The following is a 17,308-nucleotide window of genomic DNA, read 5'->3' as shown; positions in this document are numbered from 1 at the left end:
AACAAGAAAGCATTTTATGAAGATCAAAGTCCTGGTGTGCGACGACTCCGCACTGATCCGCAGCGTCATGAGCGAGATCATCAACTCCCAACCCGACATGGAAGTGGTGGGCGCCGCGCCCGACCCGCTGGTGGCGCGCGAGCTGATCAAGCAGACCAACCCTGACGTGCTGACGCTGGACGTCGAGATGCCGAAGATGGACGGCCTGGATTTCCTGGAAAAACTGATGCGCCTGCGGCCGATGCCGGTGGTGATGGTGTCGTCGCTGACCGAGCGCGGCTCGGAAATCACCATGCGCGCGCTGGAACTGGGCGCGGTGGACTTTGTCACCAAGCCGAAAATCTCGATTCAGGCTGGCATGCGCGAATACACCGAGCTGATCACCGACAAGATCCGTGCCGCCTCCAAGGCCCGTGTGCAGGCGCGCCGCCTGCCGCAGCCGGGCCACGAAGGCCATACGGCGACGCCGCTGTCGGCGCTGCGCAATCCGCTGCTGTCGTCGGAAAAACTGATCATCGTCGGCGCTTCCACCGGCGGCACCGAGGCGATCCGCGAATTTCTGATGCAGATGCCGTCCGACTGCCCCGGCATCCTGATCACCCAGCACATGCCGGAAGGCTTTACCCGCTCGTTTGCCAAGCGGCTCGACACGCTGTGCAAGATCTCGGTGCAGGAAGCGCAGGGCAATGAGCGTGTGCTGCCGGGCCACGCCTATATTGCGCCCGGCCACTCGCATCTGTACCTGACGCGCAGCGGCGCCAACTACATGACCCGCATCGACCAGGCCGAGCCGGTCAACCGCCACCGTCCGTCGGTCGATGTGCTGTTCCGTTCCGCCGCGCAAGCAGCAGGCAAGAACGCGGTTGGTGTTATCCTGACTGGCATGGGCAAGGACGGCGCCGCCGGCATGCTGGAGATGCGTAACGCCGGGGCGTATAATTTCGCCCAGGATGAAGCAAGTTGCGTGGTGTTCGGCATGCCGCGCGAGGCGATTGCGGTGGGGGCTGCGCACGAAGTCGGCGCGCTGCAGGCACTGCCGGGCATGGTGCTCGGTCACCTGGCACAGCACGGTATGCGCGCTCTGCGTGTTTAATTGTGCAAGTGTGACGTTTTACTGCGACTTTGTTCGCCTTAGGGCAACGAAAATGCTATCCTACAACTTAATGCCAAATAGTAGGCACTATTAACAACCGCGTAGAGAAACAACGGAGCAATTCATGGCTGATCCAAAGATGAAATTTTTAGTTGTTGACGATTTTTCGACGATGCGCCGCATCGTCCGGAATCTGTTAAAAGAACTGGGTTATGCCAATGTCGACGAGGCAGAAGACGGCGTGATGGCGCTGGCAAAACTGCGCGCAGAATCCTTCGACTTCGTCGTGTCCGACTGGAACATGCCGAATATGGACGGCCTGACGATGTTGCAGAACATTCGTGCCGATCCAGCCCTGGCCAAACTGCCAGTGCTGATGGTGACTGCGGAAGCGAAAAAGGAAAACATCATCGCGGCGGCGCAAGCCGGCGCCAACGGTTATGTGGTTAAACCATTCACCGCAGCAACGCTGGACGAAAAACTGAACAAGATCTTCGAAAAACTCGGAGCTTGATTGTCGGCGGCGGGGGCCAGTCCCCCGCAAGCGGGTAGCGCGGACGCGGGCGCTGCCGAGCTATACCTCTAAGGCCATGCACCAGACCACCTTCCTCGTCCGTGAGCCATTGCTCGACCCCAAGCAGCGCGTGGTCGGCTATGAGCTTGCCTGGCAACATGCCGGCACGGGCACCGTCTCCACGCGGGAGTCGCTTGAATCCCTGATAGGCTTTGTTGCCAGCCAGGTGGTTGACGAGGATGACGGCTGGCTGCTGCGCGACAAAATCCTCTTCCTTGAAGCCGTGCCGGCCATGCTGTCGGCCGATACGCTGTACGACCTTCCCCCTGAACGCACTGTGTTGTCGATCCGCGCGGCCGAACTGGCCCATCCGGATACGATGGCGGCTGTCCAAGGCTTGCGCGCCGGCGGCGTCGGCATCCTGCTGCGCGAGGCGGACCTGACCCGCACCGGCAGCCGCTTGCCGACCATGGCCTCGTATGTCGAGGTGCGTTTCTCGGGCGCCGATGTGGCAACGCAGGCGCGCACCTATGCGGCGCTGAAGCAGTCCACTGTGGGCATGATCGCCCGCCCGGTCAGCAACTGGGCCGATTTCGACGCCTGCGCGGCGCTGGGCCTGAATGCTTTCGTCGGCAAGCTGCACCTGACGCCGCGTCCGTCGACCGACACCAAGAGCCTGAATCCGGCGCAGACGGTGATCATGCAGCTGATGCAGATGGTGCGGCAGAATGCCGATATCGTCCAGCTGGAGGCGGTGCTGAAGCGTGACGCCACGCTGTCCTACAAGTTGCTGCGGTTTATCAATTCGGCGGGTTTTGGCGCGGGCAGGGAAGTGCAGTCCTTGCGGCAGGCGCTGACCTTGCTGGGCTACCAGCCGCTGTACCGCTGGCTGACCTTGCTGCTGGCGACCGCCAGCACGTCCGGCTATTCGCCGGTGCTGCTGGAGACAGCGGTGGTGCGCGGCCGCCTGGCCGAGCTGCTGGCGCAGGCGGCGCTGGGCAAGCCCGAGGCGGAGAATGTGTTCGTCGCCGGCATGTTCTCGCTGCTGGACCGGCTGCTGGGCATGCCGATGGATCAGGTGCTGGCGAATGTTCAGCTGTCCGACGATGTGGTGGCCGCCTTGCTGTCGCGCAGCGGAAAATACGGTCCTTACCTGGCGCTGGCGGAAGCCTGCGAGTTGAGTTCCGACCTGGTCGCCTCGCTGGCGGCAACGCTCAAGCTGAACCCGCTGGAGGTCAACAAGGCCCACCTGTCGGCGCTGGCCTGGGCCCAAAACGTCGCCGCTTGATCTCCCTCAAACACGCCACGCGCGACGATTGACGCTGCACCTTGCGCGGCGCATGATGGCCCCATCATGAACGCCAATTCCGATCAGGAGTACATCGACAACAAAGTGGGCGACGTCCGCACCGCTGTGGATGACTTGCGGCTGTCAACCAGCGAGCGCGTCGCGGCGCTGCACGGCAGATTTGATGCCGTGGATGCTCAGTTCCGGGCAGCAGGCGATCAACTCAAGGCCTTGGATCTTAAAATTGAAAGCACCGTTGAGGCGGCGAAGGCGGAAATCATCAAGTGGATTGCCGGGCTGCTCATCGCGATGGTCGCGTTGTTTGTAGGTGCGACCGGCACCATCGTGAACCTGCTGTCGCCTCGTCCGGCGCCGTCGATCAGTGCGCCGGCGTTGATTATCCAGTTGTCGCCGCAGGGCGCGGTGGTGTTGCCGGCCGCGCCTGCTGACCGCAAGCCTTAGATTTCCAGGTTGTCGATCAGGCGGGTCGTGCCGAGCTTGGCGGCTGCCAGCACCACCAGTGGCGTGCCTTGCGCCAGGTCGCCGGCGTTAGGCGGTTGCAGGTCGTTGCGCTTGCGGATCGAGATGTAGTCCGGCTTCCAGCCACGCTTGGCCAGATCGTCCATCGCCTTGTGCTCAAGCTGGAACACATCCAGATGGCCGGCGCGCACTTCGTCCGCCACCGCGTTCAAGGTCTGGTACAGCGCTGGCGCCTCGGCGCGCTCCGTCTGCGACAGGTACATATTGCGCGACGACAGCGCCAGGCCGTCATCCGCACGCCAGGTTTCAGCAGCAATGATTTCGGTCGGCATCGCAAACTGGCGCGTCATGTTGCGGATGATCATCAACTGCTGGTAATCCTTTTTGCCGAACACCGCCACGCGCGGCTGCACGCACGAGAACAGCTTGGTCACCACCGTGCACACGCCGTTGAAGAAACCCGGACGGAACTCGCCCTCCAGCGTATTGCCCAGGCCATCCGGCGGCTGCACGCGGTATTCCTGCGGCTCCGGATACAGATCCTTCTCGGTTGGCGCGAACAGCACGTACACGCCTTCCTTCTCCAGCTTCTCGACGTCGGCCTGGAAGGTGCGCGGATACTTGTCGAAGTCCTCGTTCGGGCCGAACTGCAGGCGGTTGACGAAGATCGACGCCACCACCGGGTCGCCGTGCTTGCGCGCCAGGCGCATCAGCGACAGGTGGCCTTCGTGCAGATTGCCCATGGTCGGGACAAAGGCCGTGCGCAGCTGGCCGCTGAGTTGGTCGCGCAGTTCTTCAATCGAGGTGATGATTTTCATGGTGTTCGCTCATTCTTGTTGCCGGCTCACGCCGGCGAGTAGGCCAGCCGCACATAGATCGGTGCGAACGGCTCGGCCTGGGTAATTTCAATCAGGGTTTCCTTGGCCAGCTCCAGCAGCGCCACAAAGTTGACCACCACCACCGGCACGCCGCCGCCGATGTCAAACAAATCGGCAAACTCGACAAAGCGGGCCGATTGCAGGCGGCGCAGGATGCCGGTCATGTGCTCGCGCACCGACAGTTCCTCGCGGCTGATCTTGTGGTGCTGGGTCAGCTTGGCGCGCTTCATCACGTCCAGCCAGGCCTGTTGCAGATCGACCGCCGCCACGTCCGGCCAGGTCGGAATCAGGCTTTGCTCGATGAAGATCTGGGTGCGGACGAAATCGCGGTCGAGCTGCGGAATCGCGTTCAGGTCGTAGGCTGCCAGCTTGATCTGCTCGTATTCCAGCAGGCGGCGTACCAGTTCGGCGCGCGGATCGTCCGCCTCAACATCGAGGTCGGCCTGGCGTTGCGGCAGCAGCATGCGCGACTTGATCTCGATCAGCATGGCTGCCATCAGCAGGTACTCGGCCGCCAGTTCCAGGTTGGACAGGCGGATCTGGTCGACGTACTTCAGGTATTGCAGCGTCAGCTGCGCCATCGGAATGTCGAGGATGTTGAAGTTTTGCTTGCGGATCAGGTACAGCAGCAAGTCCAGCGGGCCTTCGAAGGCATCAAGGAAAACCTCTAGCGCGTCGGGCGGGATGTACAGGTCGGTGGGCAGCTTCAGCAGCGGCTCGCCGTAGAGGCGGGCGTGGGCGGAGACTTCGGCCGTGACGGCTTCGGCTTCGGCGGCAGCGGCCTCCACAGCCGTGGCGTCCTCCGCAGCCACTGCATCGCTTGCCGCGTCGTCTGCCGCCGCCGCCGTGGCGTTCGCCGCAGCCGGCGCATCGCTTGCAGCGTCGACGGCAGGCGCCGCAACGTCGTTGGCAGCAGCGGCGCCAGCATCAGCGAGTGGATGGACGTCGCCATCCGGCGCGCCGTGTTCGGCGTCCGGTACTGGCGGCTTCACGTCAGCCGTATCTTCTGGCACCATCCCCGCCGCCCGCGTGCGCTGAGCGCTTAAACCTTGTTCTGGTAGACGTAAGCTTGCTGCTTGACAGCCGATTTCAGCTGACGCTCCTGCTCATCCAGCGAAATCGCTGGACGGTCCCACAGCAGCGCGCGGCCTTGTTGCTGGCCGGCTTCAATGCCAGGATTCTTTTCCTTCAACGCCTTGATGAACAGGGTGTGGTCGGATTCGTACATCGAATGTTGTTTAGAAAGTTTCATATTATCTAAGTGGGTGGATCAGCAACGGCTATTTTACCGCCCCCGGTGCTCCAGCGCTATTTCTATCGCTGCGCACTGGCCGGATCGGGTATGCTCTGAAGCATAATGTTGCACGAATATCAAAAATGACGCAAAAACGCCTGACCGCCAAGACCATTTTCCTGCTGACCCTGCCGCCAATGCTATGGGCTGGCAACGCCATTGTCGGCCGCCTGGTGCACGACATGCTGCCGCCGGTGCTGCTGAATTTTCTCCGCTGGAGCATCGCCTTCGTCATCCTGTTGCCGCTGGCCGGTCCGGTGTTCCGTCGCCAGGCGGGACTGTGGAGGCACTGGAAAACCTACGCCTGGCTCGGCCTGCTGGGCATCGGCATGTACAACGCGCTGCAATATATGGCACTGCAAAGCTCGTCGCCGATCAACGTCACGCTGGTGGCGTCCGGCATGCCGGTATGGATGATGCTGACCGGCTGGCTGTTCTTCGGCGTGCCGGTCAGCCGCCGGCAGGTGGCAGGCGCTGTGCTGTCGATCGCCGGCGTGCTGCTGGTGCTGGCGCGCGGCGAATGGCGGCACGTGCTGGAATTGCGATTGGTGCCGGGCGACCTGTTCATGATACTGGCGACCATCGCCTGGTCGTTCTACAGCTGGCTGCTGCTGCGCGCCACCGAACCGGCCGACATCCGCAGCAACTGGGCCAGTTTCCTGCTGGCGCAGGTGGCGTTTGGCGTGCTGTGGTCAGGCGGTTTCGCGCTGGGCGAGCAGGCGCTGGGCGCAATGCCGGTGCAGTGGAGCTGGCTGCTGGCAGCGGCGCTGCTGTACGTGTCCACCGGCCCGGCGATTGTCGCCTTTGGCTGCTGGGGCGCGGGCGTGCGCGAAGCGGGGCCGTCGGTTGGCGCCTTCTTCGTCAACCTGACGCCGCTGTTCACCGCCGTGCTGTCGTCGGCCTTCCTCGGCGAAGCGCCGCATGGCTATCATGCTGCCGCGTTTGCGCTGATCGTCGGCGGCATCGTCGTTTCCGCGCGGCGCGGCTAGCTGGCCGTCGCCGCCTTCAGTGCATCGATGAAGACGCGCACTTTCTGCGGCACATGCGAGGTGGCCGGGTAGACGGCGTGGATGTCGCTCTCCGGCAGCGTCCACTCTGGCAGCACCCGCACCAGCCGCCCGGCGGCGACATCGTCCTTGACCGAGAAAGTGGTGGCGCGCAGCACGCCGTCGCCGCTGATCGCCGCCGCACGTGTCGCATAGGCAGTGTTCGACGAAAATACCGTGTTCTGCATGCGCACATCGATCTGGTTGCCGGCGTGGTCGGTCAGCGCAAACTGCGTCGGCTGCGCCAGCACCGACAGCGACACGTACGGCAGCCGCGCCAATTCCTCCGGCGTGCGGGGCATGCCGTGGCGGGCAATGAAGTCCGGGCTGGCCACCAGCCAGCGCACCAGCTTGTCCACCCGCGTTGCCATCAGGCTGGAATCGGCCAGCTTGCCGAGTCGCACGGTGACGTCGATGCCTTCGGCGATCAGGTCGATGATGTGGTCGCCACAAGTCAGGTCAATCTTCAGCGCCGGATAACGGGCGCGCAGTTGCGCCAGCAGCGGCGACACCACTATCAAGCCATAGTCGATGGGGCAGGCCACGCGCAGCGTGCCTTGCGGGCTTTCGCTGCCGCTGCGCGCCTGCTCGATGGCCAGCTCGGCCGCCTTTAGCAACTGCTTGCTGGAGGTATAAAACGCATGGCCGGCCTCGGTCAGGCTCAGCTTGCGCGTCGAGCGCAGCAGCAGGCCGACGCCGATTTCCTGCTCCAGCAGCTGCATATGCTTGCTGACCATCGATTTGGCCAGTCCCAGCCGCCCGGCGGCGGCCGTCAGTGATCCGGCCTCGACCACAGCGACAAAAGTGGCCAGACGGTTCAGGTTGATGGAGGAAAGATCGGTCATACGTTAATTGTACACTTTAAGCGGACAGTGATTCGCAATTTGTCCGGCTTCTCAGCACGATGTTGTCTCCCTATACTCGCCTCATCAATCACCCACCAGGAGTCATCATGAAGCTGTACGGCATTCCACTTTCCGGCCATACCCACCGCGTGCAACTGTTTTTAGGCCTGCTGAACCTGCCGCACGACTACATCACGGTCGACCTGCGCAGCGGCGAGCACAAGAAGCAGCCGTTCCTGTCGATGAATCCGTTCGGCGAAATTCCGGTGCTGCAGGACGGCGACGTCACGCTGGCCGACTCCAACGCCATCCTGGTCTACCTGGCTGCCAAATACGCCGATAGCCGCTGGCTGCCGCGCGATCCGGTCGCCGCCGCCAAGGTGCAGCGCTGGCTGTCGGCCGCTGCCGGCAAGATCGCCTACGGTCCGGCCACCGCCCGCCTGGTGACGGTGTTCAACGCCCCGCGCGACCATGAAACCGCGAAGAACATCGCCGCGCGCCTGTTCGATGTCATGGAGCAGGAGCTGCAAGGCAACCGCTGGCTGGCGGGCGAGCACCCGACCATTGCCGATGTCGCCGGCTACAGCTACGTCGCGCATGCGCCGGAAGGCGGTGTGTCGCTGAAGCCTTACCCGAACATCCGCGCCTGGCTGGACAATGTGCGCGCGTTGCCGGGCTTCGTCGGGATGCCTGCCACCAAGGCCGGCCTGGCTCCAGAGGAGGTGTAATCATGGATGCCGCCGCCTCGATTTTCCATGCCGGTGAACTGGCAATCCAGCAGCGCGTGGGTGTGCGCGAGCAGATGGCTGGCGCGGCGGCATACATCCGCGATTTCATGCCGGACCAGCACCGCGATTTTTATCACAGCCTGCCGTTCTTCTTCGTCGGCGCGCTGGACGCGGCCGGCCAACCGTGGGCGACCATGCTGGCGGCCGACGCCGGCTTCATCGTGTCGCCGGACGCGCGCACGCTGGATATCAGCGGCGGCATGCTGCCCGGCGATCCGCTGGAAGGCCAGCTGCACGCGGGTGCCCACATCGGCGGACTGGGCCTGGAACCGACGACGCGCCGCCGCAACCGCGTCAACGGCGAGATCGTGGCGGCGGACGATGGCGTCTTGCGCGTCAACGTCACGCAGAGTTTTGGCAACTGCCCGCAATACATCCAGCATCGCCAGCACACGCCGGCGGCGGCTGATGGCCGCAAGGTACAGGTATTGCGCGGCGTAGCGCTGAGCGCTGCCGACCGCGAGCTGATCGCGCGCGCCGACACCTTCTTCATCGCCAGCGCCAATATGGCGGCCGATGCGGGCCGGGGCCGTGGCGTTGATGTGTCGCATCGCGGCGGCCGGCCGGGCTTTGTGCGGGTCGACGATGCGCATACACTGACTGCGCCTGAATTCGTCGGCAACTACTTTTTCAACACCATGGGCAACCTGTTGAACAATCCGCGCGCCGGCTTGTTGTTCATCGACTTCGCGAACGGCGATATGCTGCACATCGCTGTCGAAGGTGAAATTATCTGGGAAGGCCCACAACTGCAAGCCTTTGCCGGCGCGGAAAAGCTGCTGCGCTTCCACGTGCGTGAAGTAGTGCGCAATGTAGGCGCTCTGCCGTTCCGCTGGACCGAGCCGAAACCAGCGATGCAAAACGCCCGCACCGGCAGCTGGGCCGAGGCGGATCGCACGCAAACCGCCGCCGCGCTGACCACCAGCTGGCGTCCGTTCAACGTGGTGGATGTGGTGCAGGAGAGCAGTGACGTGCGCTCGTTCCACCTCGAACCGGCCGATGGTCTGGGCGTTGCGGCGCATGTGCCGGGCCAGTTCGTCTCGTTGCGTCTGCCCGAGTGGGCGACTGGTGGCGCGGCGGCCAAGATCCGCAGCTACACGATTTCCGATGCGCCGGATGGCCGCCGTTATCGCATCAGCGTCAAGCGTGATGGTGTGGTGTCGTCCTGGCTGCATGCGCACCTGTCGCCGGGCGCTCAGATCGAGCTGATTGGGCCGGGCGGCGATTTCGTATTTGAAGAGGGCACGCAGCGCGCGGTGGTGATGCTGTCCGCCGGCATTGGCATTACGCCGATGGTGGCCATGTTGAATGGTTTGCTGGTCAACGGCAGCCGCACGCGGCACAAGCATCCGATCTATTTCATCCATGGCGCGCGCGAGGTGTCGCATCCGTTTGCCGTTCACTTGCAGAACCTGGCGATGGGGCACAGCAATCTCTACCTGCACGTACAGAACAAACGCATCGATGTGCAAGCGCTGAAAGAGTTGCTGCCATTTGATGACTACGATTTCTACCTGTGCGGCCCAGCAGGCTTCATGCAGGCTATGTACGACGGGCTGCGCAAGCTGAATGTCGCTGACGCACGCATCCGCTTTGAGGCCTTCGGCCCGGCCAGTGTGCGGCGCGATGCGGCCAAAGCCGCGCTGGCTGCGGCCGTTGCTCCTGCTGAGGCCATTGCGCCTACCGCGCCTGCGTCGTCGGTGCCCGTGCCGGTGCCAGTGCCAGTGCATTTCACGCGTTCTGGCGTCGACGCCACGTGGGATGGTACGCACGCCAGCTTGCTCGATCTGGCGGAAGCCAACGGCGTGGAAGCGCCGTCCGGTTGCCGCTCCGGCCTGTGCGGTTCCTGCACTGTGGGCTTGAGCAGCGGCGAAGTCGATTACACGCGCGCTTGCGGCACCGAGCCGGAAGCCGGCCAGGTGCTGCTGTGCTCTGTAACGCCGCGCGCGGGTAGCGGCCCGCTGGCGCTGGCGTTATAAGTCCTTAGCGCTTGGACTTGACTTCCTTGTCTTCGCAAGGCGCGTGGGCTGGGGCGGTGGCGCCGCCGTCCGTATGCGCAGTGTTGCAGTCAACCTTGTTCTTGTCGCGCTGCGCATGCTTGCGGTCCTTGGCGGTCTGGTTGGCATTGGTGTTCTGACGGTTGCTATTGTTTTGCATGGTCGTCGCTTGCTGCTCGCCGCTGGTGGCGTTGCTCTGGCCTTGCGTCGGCGTGCCGGTGTTGCTGGTGCCGCTGGTGCCCGTGGTTTGGGTCTGGGCCATGGCTGCGGTGCTCAGGCAGGCCGCTGCGATCATTGCAATCAGTTTGCTATTCATGATGGTCTCCTTTAGCGTTTAACGTCGGGGTTGGGGGTAGTAGGGGCGGCATGTGGCGAAGATGCCTTGCCGTTGTCCTTGCCACAGGCGTTAGCCTGGCTGGCCTTGCCGGTCTTGGCATGCGCCTCGACCGTTTCGGCGCCGCTGGCGTCCACACCGCCTTGCATGCTGGTGCACGGATGTTTATCGGCGCGCTTGTCGCTCTGCTTGGTCTGCGCCGCCTTGCCATCGCCGGTTTTCACCGACGGGTCCGGGTCGGCCTGCTGTGCCCAGGCGCCTGTTGTCAGGCATCCGGTCAGCAGACATATTGCCAGTTTGTTCTTCATGCTTGCCTCCATGCTTGTATCCGATAGGTGCAAACATTGTTTCACGTCGGGCTCGTTGCTGGCGTAGGAGCACTGCCCGTCGTGAAGTCGGAGCGCAGGTGTTTAACGTACTTGGCCCGGATCGGTTTTCTTGCGCGTATCGGTCGAGTTGGGCATTGGGTTATTCGCGCAGGCGACCTTGTTGCCGTTGCGCGTGCGGGAGCTGTTGAGGTCAGGATCGGCGCCTTTGTCCACGCAATCCATATTGTTGTTCCGATTGCTGGCGTCGTTACCGGTGCGGTTGCCGCGACTTTGTGGATCGGTCGTGCTGTTGTTCTGCTGCGCGCCGGTGGTGGACCTGTTTTGGCCACTCTGGTTCTGGCCACTTTGCGTGGTGCCGGTTTGGCCGGTCTGACCTGTTTGTCCGGTCTGGCCCGTTTGGCCAGTCTGGCCGGTCGTGCCGGTTTGCGCTATTGCCACGCTGCCGATGCAGGCTGCTGCAAAGAATGCGATCAGTCGAGTGTTCATGTCTGCCTCCTTGGGTAAGTGAGAAGACATTTTTTCATGCGGGCGCATGAAGCGGCGTAGGACCGCCGCCCGTAAGCGTGTCAGTGCCGCAGCAGGCGGCGCATCACCAGCGGCGCTGGCTCAAGCGGATTGGCGTGCGAATACTCCAGCTCCTCGGCCAGTTCGAATTCGTAGGCGGCGTAGAAGTCGATCAGCTTGGGCTGATCCGCGCGCACGGCCAGACGAACTTCCTGCACGCCGGACGCCAGGCCGTGATGGATCACCGCCTCCAGCAAATGCTGCGACAGGTTGATGCCGCGATGACCCGGCAGCACGCCCATGCGGCAGACTTCCCACACATCCTGCTCGGAATCCAGCGGCAGCCAGCGCACCGAACCGATGGCCTGGTTGTCGACCTCCAAAACAAAACCGCCGCCATCGCGCAGGTGCTCTGCAACGATGACGGCGGTTTCGCGGTGGCCACTGGAGGTGACGCTGACCTTGCCGGCCCACGCGGCGCGCGTGAGTTCGGCGATCAGTCTGGCGTCATCCTTCGTTGCTTCGCGCACCCTCAGGTTCATGCCTGGTCCTTAACGGATGCGCATGCCCGGCTCGGCGCCCGGCCACGGATTCAGGATGTAGATGCCTGGATTGGCTTTCTCATCGGCTGCCGAAGCGGCCATGACCATGCCTTCCGAGACGCCAAACTTCATCTTGCGCGGCGCCAGGTTGGCCACCAGCACGGTCAGCTTGCCGATCAGGTCTTCCGGCTGGTACATCGACTTGATGCCCGAGAAGACGTTGCGGTGACGGCCTTCGCCGGCGTCCAGCGTCAGGCGGAGCAGCTTGTCCGAGCCTTCGACGTGTTCGCAGTTGACGATTTTGGCGATGCGCAGGTCGACCTTGAAGAAGTCGTCCACGGTGATTTCCGGCGCCATCACTTCGATGCCGGTTTCGGTCACGGCGACAGCCGGCGCGGCCTTGGCCTTGGCAGGCTTTTCGGCCTTGACGGCTGGTGCGGCAGCCTGCGCAGCGGCGGCCGACGGCGCGTCGAACAGGTCTTCGATCATCTTGGCGTCCACGCGGGTCATCAGGTGCGCGTAGGTGCCGATGGTGCGGCCCAGCATGGTGCTCGACACCGCGCCGCTGGCGACATCGGTATCGGTCCACACCAGCTGCTCGTCGTTGAGGAACTTGGCGACGTTGGCGGCAACGCCCGGCAGCACTGGCGACAACAGCAGCGTCAGCTGGCGGAACAGGATCAGCGCGGTGGTGCAGACGTCGTGCAGCTCGGCCACTTTCGACTCATCCTTGGCCAGTATCCATGGTTTGTTCTCGTCGACATACTGGTTGGTGATGTCGGCGATTTCCATGATCTCGCGCAGCGCCTTGCCGAATTCGCGCGACTCATAGTTGGCGGCGATGCTGGCCTGGCGCTCGACGCCTTCAGCCGTCACCAGCGCACGCTTGATCCACGCCTGGGCGTTGTCGGACAGGCTGGCAGCCAGCTTGCCGTCGAATTTCTTGGCGATGAAACCGGCGCAGCGCGAAGCGATATTGACGTACTTGCCGATCAGGTCCGAGTTGACGCGGGCGACGAAGTCTTCGCCGGTGAAGTCCAGGTCTTCCACCTTGGAGTTCAGCTTGAAGGCGATGTAGTAGCGCAGCCATTCCGGATTCATGCCCAGGTTCAGGTAGCGCAGCGGCGAGATGCCGGTGCCGCGCGACTTGGACATTTTCTCGTTGTTGACGGTCAGGTGGCCGTGCACCGCCACGCGCATGCGCTCGATGGTCGGGTGATCGGCAAACTTCAGCATCGCTGGCCAGAACAGCAGGTGGAAGGAGACGATGTCCTTGCCGATGAAGTGGATCTGCTCGGTGTTCGAATCGCGCAGGAAGGCGTCGTAGTCCAGGCCTTTCTTGGCGAAGTAATTCTTCAGCGAGGCCAGGTAGCCAACCGGCGCGTCCAGCCAGACGTAGAAGTATTTGCCTGGCGCGTCAGGAATCGGGATGCCGAAGTACGGCGCATCGCGCGAGATATCCCAGTCGGCCAGCTTTTCGCCGGCTTCGCCCAGCCATTCGGAGACCTTGTTGACCATTTCCGGCTGCAAGCGGCCAGGGGTGTTCAGCCATTCGCGCAGGAATTCGTAGCAGCGCTGGTCCGACAGCTTGAAGAAATACTGTTCCGACGGCTTCAGCACCGGCGTGGCATTGGTGAATACCGAGAACGGATTCACCAGGTCGGTCGGCTGGTAAGCCGCGCCGCACACTTCGCAGTTGTCGCCGTACTGGTCCTTGGCGCCGCATTTCGGGCATTCGCCCTTGATGTTGCGGTCGGCCAGAAACATGCCTTTGACCGGATCGAAGAAGCGGTCAACGGTCTTGGTCTGGATCAGGCCGGCATCGCGCAGCTTGCGGTAGATGCCTTGCGACAGCTCGACGTTTTCCGGCGAGTCGGTCGAGTACCAGTTATCGAAGGCGATATGGAAGCCGTCCAGGTACTGCGCGCGGCCGGCGGCGATCTTGGCCACGAACTCCTGTGGCGTGATGCCTTCCTTCTCGGCGGCGATCATGATCGGCGTGCCGTGCGTATCATCGGCGCCGACAAAGTGCACCTCGCGCGCAACACCGGCGTCACGCTGCATTCGCTGGAACCGGACCCAGATGTCGGCCTGGATGTACTCCATCATGTGGCCAATATGGAAAGCCGCGTTAGCGTAGGGCAGGGCAGTGGTGACGAACAGCTTGCGAGTCATGGTTGTTGCACTTTGTGGGTGGAAAAGGAGCATTTTAACAGCGGATGCGGCAGTTGCGCAGCTTGCGCTAGAATGGCGGCATATTTAACGGAGAGTTACATGAGCATCACTGTAGAAGACGTCAAGGCCGCCCTGTCGAAAATTGTTGACCCAAACACAACGAAGGATTTCGTCAGTGGCAAGTCTGTCAAGAATCTAAAGGTCGATGGCAGCGATATTTCGCTGGACATCGAACTCGGCTACCCAGCCAAAAGCCAGATCGATGCCATCCGCAGCAGCGTGATTGCCGGCCTGAAGACCCTGCCGGGTGTCGGCAACATCAGCGTCAGCGTATTCAGCAAGATCCTCGCGCACACCGTGCAGCGTGGCCTGAAGCCGATGGTGAATGTCAAAAATATCATTGCCGTCGCCTCGGGCAAGGGCGGCGTGGGCAAATCCACCACCGCCGTCAACCTGGCGCTGGCGCTGGCCGCCGAAGGCGCGTCGGTCGGCCTGCTGGACGCTGACATCTACGGCCCATCGCAGCCGATGATGCTGGGCGTCAAAGGCCGTCCGGAAACCAAGGACGGCAAATCGATGGAGCCGCTGGAGAACTACGGCGTGCAAGTGTCGTCGATCGGCTTCCTGATCGATCCGGACGAGCCGATGGTGTGGCGCGGCCCGATGGTCACCCAGGCGCTGCAACAGCTGCTGGAACAAACCAACTGGCGCGACCTGGACTATTTGATCGTCGACATGCCGCCAGGCACCGGCGACATCCAGCTGACCTTGTCGCAAAAAGTGCCGGTCACCGGCGCGGTGATCGTCACCACGCCACAGGACATCGCGCTGCTGGACGCGCGCAAGGGCCTGAAAATGTTCGAGAAAGTCGGCATTCCTATCCTCGGCATCGTGGAAAACATGAGCGTGCACATCTGCACCAACTGCGGCCATGCGGAAGAAATCTTCGGCCATGGCGGCGGCGAGAAGATGTGCCAGGACTTCAATGTGGACTTCCTCGGCGCGCTGCCGCTGACCATGGCGATCCGCGAGCAGGCCGACGCCGGCAAGCCGACCGTGGTAGCCGATCCGGATGGCCAGGTTGCTGCGATCTACAAGGCGATCGCCCGCAAGGTCGCCGTGCAGGTGGCTGAAAAAGCCAAGGATATGACCAGCAAGTTTCCTACCATCGTCGTCAAAAACGACTAAGGAGCCGTGATGATGAAGCCGCTGCTGGCCGCAACCCTGCTGACGCTCAGCGGCGGCGCGCTGGCCCAGCAGTCGGTATCGTTTGTCGAGCCGGCGAATGGCGCGACTGTCGGCAGTCCGTTCAAGGTCAGGTTTGCGGTGGCTGGCATGAGCCTCAAGCCGGCCGGCGACATGAGCGCCAACACCGGCCATCATCACCTGCTGATCAACGCCACGCCGGTCAAGGCGGGCGAGGTGATACCTACCGATGAAAAGCACATCCATTTCGGCAAGGGCCAGACCGAAACCGAACTGACGCTGCCGCCCGGCAGCTACACCTTGACCATGCAGTTTGCCAACGGCCTGCACCAGGCCTACGGCGCCGGCATGAACAAGGAAATCAGGATCACCGTCAAGTAATGGCTGTACCGGCCGCGCTCAGTCTGCGCAAGGCGCCGCGCCAGCGCCGCTCCACGCATACGGTGGAGGCGATACTTGAAGCGGCGGCGTTGGTGCTGGAAGCCGACGGCCTGGAAGGCTTCAATACCAATGCCGTTGCCCGTCGCGCCGGCGCCAGCATCGGCACGCTGTACCAATATTTCCCCAGTAAAGATGCGCTGACTTTGGCCTTGCTGATACGCGAGGAAGCCAAGGCGCATGCGGCCGCCGCTGCCGCCGCCGCGCTACCATCCTGGCGCGATGCTTTGACGGCGTTCATCGAAGTCGGCGCGCGCCAGCAATTGACGCGGCCGCATCTGGCGCGCCTGCTGGACCAGGAAGAGGAGCGTCCGCACATTCGCGCCGCTAAGGATGGCGCGCATAGCTTCAGTGAATTGCTGCACGTGATGCTGGATAAGCCGGACGCGCCGCCAAACTTGCATGATCCGGCGCGCCGCGCGCTGGCCGCCGCCGATCTGCTGGCCATCATCCGCGCGATGGTCGATGCCGCAGGCCAGCGCGGCGAAACCGACGTGGACGACCTGGCTCGCCGCGTGCGCGCTGCGGCGTTTGGCTATCTGGCCGCTTAGCTCACCACGGCCAGGGAATACTGAGTCCCGCGCCTGCCAGGTGTGCAGCTTTATAGAGCGCCTCGCCCAATACCAAGTCTTGCAAGGCAAGGCCGGTCATATCAAGCACGGTGATGTCTTCCGGCTTGCGCATGTAGTCAGCGCTGCCGTTCAGCAGATCGCCCAGTTGCACGCATGCGATGCCGGGAGCCCATTGCATTTCACCCAGCGTGCTGGCTTGCGCCAGATCGTCGACGATGACCTGTGCCTGTTGCAGCACGCCGTCCGGCAGTTCGCGCTTGCCGCGTGTGTCGGCGCCGACGCAGTTGATATGCGTGCCAGGCTTGACGGCGCCCGCACTGAATAGCGGCCCGCGCGCCGGCGTTGCCGTGATGACGACATCGCTGGCGGCGACCGCTGCATCAGCATCGGCGGCATGGCGCAACGTGCAGTGCGCCAAGCCCAGCGCGGCAAAGCGCGCCTCAAAGCTGCCATCCGGTCGGCCGCTGCGAGATACGTAGTACGCTGCGCGCAGCGAGGGCAGGGCGCGCAGCGCCGCAGCCAGTTGCGCGCTGGCTTGCACGCCGGCGCCGAACACGCACACCGACTGGCTGTCCTGTCGCGCCAGCGTGCGCAGCCCCAGTTCGCCGGCTGCGGCGGTGCGCGCGGTGGTGATGGCGTTGCCGTCCAGGATGGTGCGCGGCCGTCCTGTGGCCGGATCGAATAACATCACTGTTGCCTGATGCGGCTCGCCGCCCAACTCGCGGTTGGCTGGCCAGAAGCCGGCCGCCTTGAAGCCCAGCAAATCACGCGACGCGACGTCGCCGGACTTGATGCCGAACACGCCGCCCGTTGCCAGCGCCTCGCGCACCACCGGGAAGATGCGGCCTTGCTGCCTGGCATGCAGCGCGAAGGCGGTAGTGACAGCGTCTAGGGCGAGATCGGCATTCAGCAGACCGGCGATCGCATCGCGGTCCAGCAGCAGGAGTTGGGCTTGTTGTCGCATGATTGGCAAAATTATCTAAAA

General features: G+C 63.2%; 20 protein-coding genes. 10 read left to right on the top strand and 10 right to left on the bottom strand.

Annotation, left to right across the window (positions count from 1 at the left end; all coding sequences use genetic code 11):
• Positions 1-16: 16 nt before the first annotated feature.
• The 4 genes from BLS51_RS04640 (at position 17) to BLS51_RS04625 (ending at position 3,357) form a co-directional block, all read left to right on the top strand.
• Complete coding sequence (locus BLS51_RS04640) at positions 17-1,093, top strand: protein-glutamate methylesterase/protein-glutamine glutaminase (protein ID WP_090177521.1); 1,077 nt, start codon at positions 17-19, stop codon at positions 1,091-1,093.
• A gap of 124 nt (positions 1,094-1,217) precedes the next feature.
• Positions 1,218-1,607 carry a chemotaxis response regulator CheY gene (gene cheY / locus BLS51_RS04635; protein ID WP_008450066.1) on the top strand — a complete coding sequence of 130 codons (390 nt, stop codon included), beginning with the start codon at positions 1,218-1,220 and terminating at the stop codon, positions 1,605-1,607.
• Between the two features lie 76 nt (positions 1,608-1,683).
• Positions 1,684-2,895, top strand: a complete 1,212-nt coding sequence (locus BLS51_RS04630; protein ID WP_090177525.1) for an EAL and HDOD domain-containing protein — start codon at positions 1,684-1,686, stop codon at positions 2,893-2,895.
• Positions 2,896-2,961: 66 nt separating this feature from the next.
• A complete protein-coding gene (locus BLS51_RS04625; RefSeq protein WP_090177528.1) occupies positions 2,962-3,357 on the top strand; it encodes a hypothetical protein in 396 nt (131 codons plus the stop codon).
• Here the strand turns inward: BLS51_RS04625 and panC are convergent.
• The 3 genes from panC to BLS51_RS04610 are packed head-to-tail and all read right to left on the bottom strand — an operon-like array spanning position 3,354 to position 5,505.
• Positions 3,354-4,193, bottom strand: coding sequence for a pantoate--beta-alanine ligase (gene panC / locus BLS51_RS04620; RefSeq protein ID WP_090177531.1), 840 nt, complete (start codon positions 4,191-4,193; stop codon positions 3,354-3,356). The two genes, BLS51_RS04625 and panC, sit on opposite strands and share 4 nt — an antisense overlap.
• A 26-nt stretch (positions 4,194-4,219) precedes the next feature.
• The gene (locus tag BLS51_RS04615; protein ID WP_373994422.1) at positions 4,220-5,245 is read right to left on the bottom strand and encodes a segregation and condensation protein A; all 1,026 of its coding nucleotides are present in this window, start codon (positions 5,243-5,245) and stop codon (positions 4,220-4,222) included.
• Between the two features lie 50 nt (positions 5,246-5,295).
• A complete protein-coding gene (locus tag BLS51_RS04610; RefSeq protein ID WP_090177533.1) occupies positions 5,296-5,505 on the bottom strand; it encodes a DUF3460 family protein in 210 nt (69 codons plus the stop codon).
• Between the two features lie 125 nt (positions 5,506-5,630).
• On the opposite strand from BLS51_RS04610, the gene BLS51_RS04605 reads away from it, so the two are divergent.
• Positions 5,631-6,536: a DMT family transporter gene (locus BLS51_RS04605; RefSeq protein ID WP_090177536.1), complete on the top strand. Its 906-nt coding sequence runs from the start codon at positions 5,631-5,633 to the stop codon at positions 6,534-6,536.
• On the opposite strand, the gene BLS51_RS04600 is transcribed toward BLS51_RS04605, so the two are convergent.
• Positions 6,533-7,438 (bottom strand): LysR family transcriptional regulator, encoded by a 906-nt coding sequence (locus tag BLS51_RS04600; RefSeq protein WP_090177539.1) that lies wholly within the window; start codon positions 7,436-7,438, stop codon positions 6,533-6,535. The two genes, BLS51_RS04605 and BLS51_RS04600, sit on opposite strands and share 4 nt — an antisense overlap.
• A 107-nt stretch (positions 7,439-7,545) precedes the next feature.
• Here BLS51_RS04600 and BLS51_RS04595 point away from each other — a divergent pair, with 107 nt between their 5' ends.
• Positions 7,546-8,166, top strand: coding sequence for a glutathione S-transferase family protein (locus BLS51_RS04595; RefSeq protein WP_090177542.1), 621 nt, complete (start codon positions 7,546-7,548; stop codon positions 8,164-8,166).
• Positions 8,167-8,168: 2 nt separating this feature from the next.
• Positions 8,169-10,205, top strand: coding sequence for a 2Fe-2S iron-sulfur cluster-binding protein (locus tag BLS51_RS04590; RefSeq protein ID WP_090177545.1), 2,037 nt, complete (start codon positions 8,169-8,171; stop codon positions 10,203-10,205).
• A gap of 4 nt (positions 10,206-10,209) precedes the next feature.
• Here BLS51_RS04590 and BLS51_RS04585 read toward each other — a convergent pair whose 3' ends face one another.
• The 5 genes from BLS51_RS04585 to metG form a co-directional block, all read right to left on the bottom strand.
• Positions 10,210-10,539 carry a hypothetical protein gene (locus BLS51_RS04585; RefSeq protein WP_090177549.1) on the bottom strand — a complete coding sequence of 110 codons (330 nt, stop codon included), beginning with the start codon at positions 10,537-10,539 and terminating at the stop codon, positions 10,210-10,212.
• 11 nt (positions 10,540-10,550) lie between these two features.
• A complete protein-coding gene (locus BLS51_RS04580) occupies positions 10,551-10,865 on the bottom strand; it encodes a hypothetical protein (protein WP_090177552.1) in 315 nt (104 codons plus the stop codon).
• 102 nt (positions 10,866-10,967) lie between these two features.
• Positions 10,968-11,372: a hypothetical protein gene (locus BLS51_RS04575; RefSeq protein WP_090177555.1), complete on the bottom strand. Its 405-nt coding sequence runs from the start codon at positions 11,370-11,372 to the stop codon at positions 10,968-10,970.
• Between the two features lie 80 nt (positions 11,373-11,452).
• Positions 11,453-11,932, bottom strand: coding sequence for a GNAT family N-acetyltransferase (locus tag BLS51_RS04570; RefSeq protein WP_090177557.1), 480 nt, complete (start codon positions 11,930-11,932; stop codon positions 11,453-11,455).
• A 9-nt stretch (positions 11,933-11,941) separates the two neighbouring features.
• Positions 11,942-14,107 carry a methionine--tRNA ligase gene (gene metG, locus BLS51_RS04565; RefSeq protein ID WP_090177560.1) on the bottom strand — a complete coding sequence of 722 codons (2,166 nt, stop codon included), beginning with the start codon at positions 14,105-14,107 and terminating at the stop codon, positions 11,942-11,944.
• Between the two features lie 99 nt (positions 14,108-14,206).
• Here metG and apbC point away from each other — a divergent pair, with 99 nt between their 5' ends.
• The 3 genes from apbC to BLS51_RS04550 are packed head-to-tail and all read left to right on the top strand — an operon-like array spanning position 14,207 to position 16,302.
• On the top strand, positions 14,207-15,295 hold the full coding sequence (apbC, locus tag BLS51_RS04560) for an iron-sulfur cluster carrier protein ApbC (RefSeq protein ID WP_090177565.1): 1,089 nt from the start codon (positions 14,207-14,209) through the stop codon (positions 15,293-15,295).
• A 9-nt stretch (positions 15,296-15,304) separates the two neighbouring features.
• Entirely contained in the window at positions 15,305-15,694 is a 390-nt protein-coding gene (locus tag BLS51_RS04555; RefSeq protein WP_090177568.1) for a DUF4399 domain-containing protein, read from the top strand.
• Positions 15,694-16,302: a TetR/AcrR family transcriptional regulator gene (locus BLS51_RS04550; protein WP_090177572.1), complete on the top strand. Its 609-nt coding sequence runs from the start codon at positions 15,694-15,696 to the stop codon at positions 16,300-16,302. The genes BLS51_RS04555 and BLS51_RS04550 overlap by 1 nt, the downstream gene beginning before the upstream one ends.
• Before the next feature lies 1 nt (position 16,303).
• Here the strand turns inward: BLS51_RS04550 and BLS51_RS04545 are convergent, their stop codons facing one another.
• The gene (locus BLS51_RS04545) at positions 16,304-17,287 is read right to left on the bottom strand and encodes an ornithine cyclodeaminase family protein (protein ID WP_090177576.1); all 984 of its coding nucleotides are present in this window, start codon (positions 17,285-17,287) and stop codon (positions 16,304-16,306) included.
• Positions 17,288-17,308: the final 21 nt, after the last annotated feature.

It is taken from the genome of Duganella sp. OV510 (genome assembly GCF_900100205.1).
In the GTDB taxonomy this organism is placed as follows: domain Bacteria; phylum Pseudomonadota; class Gammaproteobacteria; order Burkholderiales; family Burkholderiaceae_D; genus Rugamonas.
This window is presented reverse-complemented; position numbering and strand designations above follow the sequence as displayed.

What these genes read in the sequence shown, in the direction of transcription:
- BLS51_RS04640 (WP_090177521.1), top strand. Translation starts at nt 17, where the DNA reads ATGAAGATCAAAGTCCTGGTGTGCGACGACTCCGCACTGATCCGCAGC.
- cheY (WP_008450066.1), top strand. Translation starts at nt 1,218, where the DNA reads ATGGCTGATCCAAAGATGAAATTTTTAGTTGTTGACGATTTTTCGACG.
- BLS51_RS04630 (WP_090177525.1), top strand. Translation starts at nt 1,684, where the DNA reads ATGCACCAGACCACCTTCCTCGTCCGTGAGCCATTGCTCGACCCCAAG.
- BLS51_RS04625 (WP_090177528.1), top strand. Translation starts at nt 2,962, where the DNA reads ATGAACGCCAATTCCGATCAGGAGTACATCGACAACAAAGTGGGCGAC.
- panC (WP_090177531.1), bottom strand. Translation starts at nt 4,193, where the DNA reads ATGAAAATCATCACCTCGATTGAAGAACTGCGCGACCAACTCAGCGGC.
- BLS51_RS04610 (WP_090177533.1), bottom strand. Translation starts at nt 5,505, where the DNA reads ATGAAACTTTCTAAACAACATTCGATGTACGAATCCGACCACACCCTG.
- BLS51_RS04605 (WP_090177536.1), top strand. Translation starts at nt 5,631, where the DNA reads ATGACGCAAAAACGCCTGACCGCCAAGACCATTTTCCTGCTGACCCTG.
- BLS51_RS04600 (WP_090177539.1), bottom strand. Translation starts at nt 7,438, where the DNA reads ATGACCGATCTTTCCTCCATCAACCTGAACCGTCTGGCCACTTTTGTC.
- BLS51_RS04595 (WP_090177542.1), top strand. Translation starts at nt 7,546, where the DNA reads ATGAAGCTGTACGGCATTCCACTTTCCGGCCATACCCACCGCGTGCAA.
- BLS51_RS04590 (WP_090177545.1), top strand. Translation starts at nt 8,169, where the DNA reads ATGGATGCCGCCGCCTCGATTTTCCATGCCGGTGAACTGGCAATCCAG.
- BLS51_RS04585 (WP_090177549.1), bottom strand. Translation starts at nt 10,539, where the DNA reads ATGAATAGCAAACTGATTGCAATGATCGCAGCGGCCTGCCTGAGCACC.
- BLS51_RS04580 (WP_090177552.1), bottom strand. Translation starts at nt 10,865, where the DNA reads ATGAAGAACAAACTGGCAATATGTCTGCTGACCGGATGCCTGACAACA.
- BLS51_RS04575 (WP_090177555.1), bottom strand. Translation starts at nt 11,372, where the DNA reads ATGAACACTCGACTGATCGCATTCTTTGCAGCAGCCTGCATCGGCAGC.
- BLS51_RS04570 (WP_090177557.1), bottom strand. Translation starts at nt 11,932, where the DNA reads ATGAACCTGAGGGTGCGCGAAGCAACGAAGGATGACGCCAGACTGATC.
- metG (WP_090177560.1), bottom strand. Translation starts at nt 14,107, where the DNA reads ATGACTCGCAAGCTGTTCGTCACCACTGCCCTGCCCTACGCTAACGCG.
- apbC (WP_090177565.1), top strand. Translation starts at nt 14,207, where the DNA reads ATGAGCATCACTGTAGAAGACGTCAAGGCCGCCCTGTCGAAAATTGTT.
- BLS51_RS04555 (WP_090177568.1), top strand. Translation starts at nt 15,305, where the DNA reads ATGATGAAGCCGCTGCTGGCCGCAACCCTGCTGACGCTCAGCGGCGGC.
- BLS51_RS04550 (WP_090177572.1), top strand. Translation starts at nt 15,694, where the DNA reads ATGGCTGTACCGGCCGCGCTCAGTCTGCGCAAGGCGCCGCGCCAGCGC.
- BLS51_RS04545 (WP_090177576.1), bottom strand. Translation starts at nt 17,287, where the DNA reads ATGCGACAACAAGCCCAACTCCTGCTGCTGGACCGCGATGCGATCGCC.